General features: G+C 53.7%; 5 protein-coding genes. 2 read left to right on the forward strand and 3 right to left on the reverse strand.

Annotated elements, in window-relative coordinates; translation table 11 throughout:
* From ABSG47_RS20090 to ABSG47_RS20100, 3 genes are all read right to left on the reverse strand, one after another.
* Positions 1-360: alpha/beta fold hydrolase (locus ABSG47_RS20090; RefSeq protein WP_424172088.1), on the reverse strand; the 360-nt coding region annotated here is incomplete at its 3' end.
* 1,526 nt (positions 361-1,886) lie between these two features.
* Positions 1,887-2,249, reverse strand: coding sequence for a hypothetical protein (locus ABSG47_RS20095; protein ID WP_424172091.1), 363 nt, complete (start codon positions 2,247-2,249; stop codon positions 1,887-1,889).
* A 156-nt stretch (positions 2,250-2,405) separates the two neighbouring features.
* Positions 2,406-3,035 (reverse strand): TetR/AcrR family transcriptional regulator, encoded by a 630-nt coding sequence (locus tag ABSG47_RS20100; protein ID WP_424172094.1) that lies wholly within the window; start codon positions 3,033-3,035, stop codon positions 2,406-2,408.
* A gap of 230 nt (positions 3,036-3,265) precedes the next feature.
* On the opposite strand from ABSG47_RS20100, the gene ABSG47_RS20105 reads away from it, so the two are divergent.
* The gene (locus ABSG47_RS20105) at positions 3,266-4,273 is read left to right on the forward strand and encodes a VTT domain-containing protein (protein ID WP_424172097.1); all 1,008 of its coding nucleotides are present in this window, start codon (positions 3,266-3,268) and stop codon (positions 4,271-4,273) included.
* Positions 4,274-4,498: 225 nt separating this feature from the next.
* A partial coding sequence (locus ABSG47_RS20110; protein WP_424172100.1) for a radical SAM protein occupies positions 4,499-5,640 on the forward strand: 1,142 nt, incomplete at its 3' end.

Raw genomic sequence — 5,640 nt, forward strand, 5'->3', positions numbered from 1 at the left:
CGCTTGCAACATCGCCCGCAACTCCTCCACCACCTTCGAAGGAATTCGTTCCGACACTGCCGGGGTACTCCAACCCAGCCCCAACCGATCGTAAGAAACCGTGTGCGCGAACTCGCTCACCGCCATCTGAATCCTGGCCCAGTTCTGACTCGTCGCCCCAAATCCCGACTCGAAGATTACCGACGGCCCAACTCCATCGCCCATCTCCATCATAAACAGCCGCCGGCGCTCACCGATGTCCACTAACCGGCCCAAACGAAGAAAACGCCTTCGGTCGTACCGTGACCCAACCCACTGATACAGCAATCCCAAAACCATGATGATGGGACCTAATAGCAAAAGCCACAAAAAGCGAACCATGCATTGCTCTCCTTGAAAATGGAACAGATAAGTTTTATTTCCTTCCGTGCAACCCTTAGAATCGAAGCTGCGAAGAAGCAACACACTATTCCTTCATCCTTCCATGTTGCATAACGACGACATCCGTTTCTCGCCCCACTCTCAATCCCGAAAACGGAACAAACCGCTAGTGCCACCGGCGCCCTTCGCGTATGTCGGACCATTTAGCCTCGCATTGTCTACTTCTCGATCATCTCTATAGCCTGTGCCACCATTGTATTCATCGGAATCTGTTTGAAGTCGCTATGTACAGTGTGGTCTACCTTCCCGATGGACCTAAAGAAGATGGCCCGTCCGCTCATGTTCGTGTCGATGTCAGCCGCCGTCCATTCATCTCCCGGTACTGGATTTCTCACAGTAGAAAAGCTGCTTTCCGCCTGCATGCTGGCCAAAAGGCCAAAGCCGATGTTGACGGCAACCGGTAGCCTACCTGTCAGTTCATGAGGTCACGCTTGCTGTTGCTCGATCAACATCGAGCCTTGGACCGAGGCTGACACATCGTGCATTTCAGTTCCCTTCCCAACGGGTTCCAATTCCTACGACAAGTCACCCAGGTACTCATCTCATAGCAGATGACATGCCAGATGAGGAGTAGGCACGCAGACTGTCGCAAACAACAGATGAGAGCTTGAAAATGCTAGACGTCGGCGTTCTCTATGACCCCACATTTAAGATCAGGTGCCAACTACTTGGCTAATTGCCAACTGTTTGGCATCCAGGCCCCTTGAGCCAAGCCGATGGTTTACATCCCAAAACACTTCGCATTAGGTACCGTGTAGCTTCGGGGACGCCTCTGCGCCAAGAATCTTCTGCATGACCGCGAGCGCATGAGTGAGATTGAGAATAATCCCCCCGCCGCGGACTTGTTTCCGATGCACTGGAAAAAAGTCTGCCGAATGCATTAGTTTCGAAGATCTCCAGCTTCAAACTCAACTCGAAGCACGATCCAATCCGGGTCTCTGAAGAAATTGATCACACGCCAACAAAGTATGGAGGCAGGTGTTTATTGGAATGGAATTTGTCGCGTTGGAGATGACTTTCTCCGGCCGCCAACCCCGCATGGCCGCTGGCACTCTGATTTAACGATCTGATTCAGGACGTAGCGAAGAAGCGCGACGAACAAAATCGTAGTCATTACAGTCAGCGTGTTTCGTGTGATTCGCGAAAATGAATGTATCACGCGACTCTCCGTGTAGAGATAGACACGCGGTATGTCATCGATAACCACCGCAGTCCGATGAATACCTGCACACTCCCAGGAAGCAAACGTGTAGCCATTATGTTCTAGTCATGACAAAAAACATAAGCGATTGAAAAAAGAGTGCGTCGTTAAGCGTGCGATTTTCAGCCGAGGGGCGTCGGCAATCTTGGAAGTGCCAATGAATGGACAGCCACGCAACAATGCTGGCACTTTCGGCACAATTCTCAACGAAGCGACACCCAAAAGCATAAAGATCGAAGACACGTGCTCAAAACTTACGATCTCTTTAGTGCCGTGTCGTGGTGTCAAGGCTGCGAATGACATTGCCAGGAAAGAACGGCTCCAACGGGGCGTTGTCAAATTGGATGATGAAGGAGAACATCTGTGTGGGGACACCACTTTCTTGCGTGGTGAAGTCGATGCAGACAATGTGGGTGACCGCCTCGGTCGGATCGGAGCTTGTGCGCGATTTGCCGGGAATATCACCCACTGCACACGCCTTGGCGGCATAGATTGTCTGTGCCACCTTGCCAGGACTTGCGGGGATAACCACAGAGGCTACGGTGATGGCGGCGGGATGACCAGCAATTGTATAGAGAACTGGTGATTGAATGATCTTCGGTTCACCATATCGTTTAAGTCGAACCAAGACCCGTTCGCGTGTGAAAGGCCGGAGTTCGGTTGCTCTGTGGAGGAGTTCGGGGCAAGTGTTGTCGATGGTGGAGAAAGTGAATGAGGAGTTGCCGCCCGTAAGCACCACCCGGCCCGTCGTTGAAGTGGCTCCCGCCGGATGTGGGAGTGTCAGTCACGAGGACGAGATCAGATGATCAAACAGAGAGTGAATCAGGTGCCGTGTTCCCTTCGGAGAAAGTTCTGCGCCAAGAATCTTCTGTGTGACCGCGAGGCCATGAGTGAGATTGAGGATAATCATCATGAATTCATTCGGTTTTATACGCATATGAATCTCGGAAGACCGCGCGAGGTTCCTGATGAGATTTCCCGCGTCGCGGACCTGTTGCCGATGTACTTCAACAAAGGTCTGCCGAATATGTTCGCTTCGAAGAGCTCCAGCCTCAAACTCAGTTCGAAGCACAATCCAACCGGGATCTGTAACAACGTCGGCGATTGCGTCTCGCATCTTTCTTAGGCGCTCTTTGGCTGAGGGCTCCTCGTTGAACATGGAGTGGAATGCCTGCATCCGGCGGTCCTGCTCCTCCCGGATCACCGCAAGGAAAAGCTCCTCCTTACCATCGAAATTGGAATAAAGCGCACCTCGTGAATAGCCGGCGTCCTCCGCAATCTTCTCCGCAACGGCACCACCTAATCCATGACGTATAAAGTGCTCCCTTCCGACGGCCATCAGTGTCGCACGAGTCTGCGCTCTGCTTTCCTCACGCGTGAGCCGCTTCCTCGGTTTGCTCATGGTCTTAGACATTGGATGCTTCCCTCCTTCCGGCCACTTTTTGCGCCTCACATTGCGCCACGAATATCGGGCATTGTGCTCAATGCTTTACAAGCACAATCCTAATCCAATGAACAATCTGCATCCAGATACAAGATAGCTTATTCTTACTGGAGACTATACGCCAACACGATCTCCGCTGGTTTGGATAGCAAAATGCTCATCCAGCACACAAGAATGACGTCGCCGCAGCAGGAGAATGGATGCTCGACCTCTCAAACCACGCCCTCAGCATCACGTATCTGATTCTCTGGGCGGCTGTGTTTGCCCGTCAAGTCTGTCTGCCTGTTCCGGCAAATCTCTTTCTACTGACCGCGGGAGCTCTCGTGCATGGTGGCGGGTTGAACATGGGTTTTGTACTTTGTGTCGGAATCCTCGGATGTCTCGCTGGAGACCTTGTCTGGTTCGAGGCCGGCCGCCACTGGGGCAGCCAGATCATGCGGGTACTTTGCGCCTTTAGCAACGACCCTCACTATTGTGCCCAAAGAGCCCATCAGGTATTCGGTAGATGGGGCCTGCGTTCTCTGATTCTCGCTAAGTTCATTCCTGGATTGGACGGGGTCACTCCGCCACTGGCCGGAATCGAAGGTTCAGAGAGAAGTGCCTTCCTTGCCTATGACGCCCTCGGCTCCTTCCTGTGGACCGCCCTGTATGCGGGGCTCGGGTATCTCTTTGCGAATCGTCTGGCACTGATTGCTGCTTCTATGGCCCGATTCGGAGGGGTGCTTGCAGCAATAATCGGTATACCGCTGGCGTGTTACGTTGTTTGGCGTATAGGGACCATGGCGCATATGCTGCGCCATCTACGGCTACGAAGGATAACGCCTCTACTGTTGAACGAAAAGCTCATGGCGGGGGAACCGATTGCCGTCATCGATCTATTGGGCTTCGAAGAGGGGCATGGAGACAGTGCTGGCATTCCCGGAGCCGTCCGGATGGATCCGGCCCGTCTCCGCAGCCGGTTGCGTGTAATTGTCCCTGAAAACCTCGGGCTGGTCCTGTACTGTTCCTCTTCCGGAGAGTTGACGAGTGCGCGCGTGGCCGTGGCGCTTCGCAAGAAAGGCATCTCGAATGTTTGGGTTCTCGAGGGAGGGCTCACGGCATGGAAGAAGGAAGGTCTACCGGTAACTTTGCGGTTGAGTACATCGGCGGAAGCAACGGAGCGCTTCGGTATAAAGATAGTCGGGGATGAACCACACGTCGCGGCTTGATCGCTCACGAGTGCTTGGTGGAAGAACACTGATCAAGATGGTTGATTTAATGCCAACTGGCTGACGTTCGCCAGTCAATTGGCACCTTTCGATTCACGGGCCAAGCTCAATCTCTGTAGTCACCTCGCTTTTCTGGAAGCGCATGATTGGCCAGCAACTTGCTATTCACCTTTCCGACTACCGCGAAGGTCTGCAATAGCCGGTCATCCGCGAGAGGAGATCACGATGTATCCCGTGTTGGTTGACATTTCGGCCAAGATCCAAAAGTCCCGACAGAGCCTAGAGCCACTACCCCGTGGCGAAACACTCAAAGCGGGCAAGCCGCTCAAGACGCTCTTCCTAAATCCCCCTTCTTTCGAGAAATTTGATGGTGGCGCGAGCAGCCGCTGGCCTGCAACTCGCGAAATCGAATCTTACTGGTACCCCGTCTGGCTTACGTACCCGGCAGGCATGCTTGAAGGCTCGCGTCTGGTTGACGCTCCGCCTCACCATATCTCGTGGCACGAAGTCATCGCTCTCCTCAAGGATTACGAGTTCCTTGTGCTCTTCACAAGCACTGTGGGCTGGGATGGCGATCAGGGGATGGCCGAACTGATCAAAGAAACGTATCCCGCCATCAAGATCGCCTTCGTCGGACCACCCGTCTCCACATCGCCGGATAGGGCACTCAACGAATGCACGGCTCTCGACTTCATCTGCCGCCGCGAGTTTGACTTTTCTATCATCGAGTATGCAAACGGTAAGCCCCTCAACGAGATTCTCGGCATCAGCTACAAAGACTCAAACGGCATCATCCAGCACAATCCCGACCGTGCACAAATTTCCCCGGAGCAACTCGATGAGTTGCCTTGGGCCACTGAGATCTACCACCGAGACCTAGACGTCACCAAGTACAGCGTGCCGTTCCTCCTGCAACCTTTTGTCTCGCTTTACACCACGCGCGGCTGTCCTGCGCAATGCACCTTCTGCCTCTGGCCGCAGACTTTCTCGGGCCATGCATGGCGGAAGCGGTCCACCGATGACGTGGCGGCAGAGATGAAACAGGCGAAAGAACTCTTTCCTCAAGTCAAGGAGTTCTTTTTCGACGACGATACCTTCAATATCCAAAAGGCCCGTACGATCGAACTTTGCGAAAAGCTGAAACCCCTCGGCATCACCTGGTCCTGCAACTCACGCGTCACCACCGACTACGACACCCTCAAAGCGATGAAGGAAGCCGGATGTAGGTTGCTGATCGTTGGCTTTGAATCCGGGGATCCCCAGATACTCAAGAACATCAAGAAGGGCGCGACAGTCGAGCGCGCCCGCACCTTTGTCAAAGACTGCCATGACCTCGGCCTCGTCATACACGGAGATTTCATCCTCGG

It is taken from the genome of Occallatibacter sp., from assembly GCF_049510455.1.
Lineage (GTDB): Bacteria > Acidobacteriota > Terriglobia > Terriglobales > Acidobacteriaceae > Telmatobacter.

Bases quoted from the DNA above. Each gene is read 5' to 3' on its own strand.
- ABSG47_RS20100 (WP_424172094.1), bottom strand. From the start codon at position 3,035: ATGTCTAAGACCATGAGCAAACCGAGGAAGCGGCTCACGCGTGAGGAA.
- ABSG47_RS20105 (WP_424172097.1), top strand. From the start codon at position 3,266: ATGCTCGACCTCTCAAACCACGCCCTCAGCATCACGTATCTGATTCTC.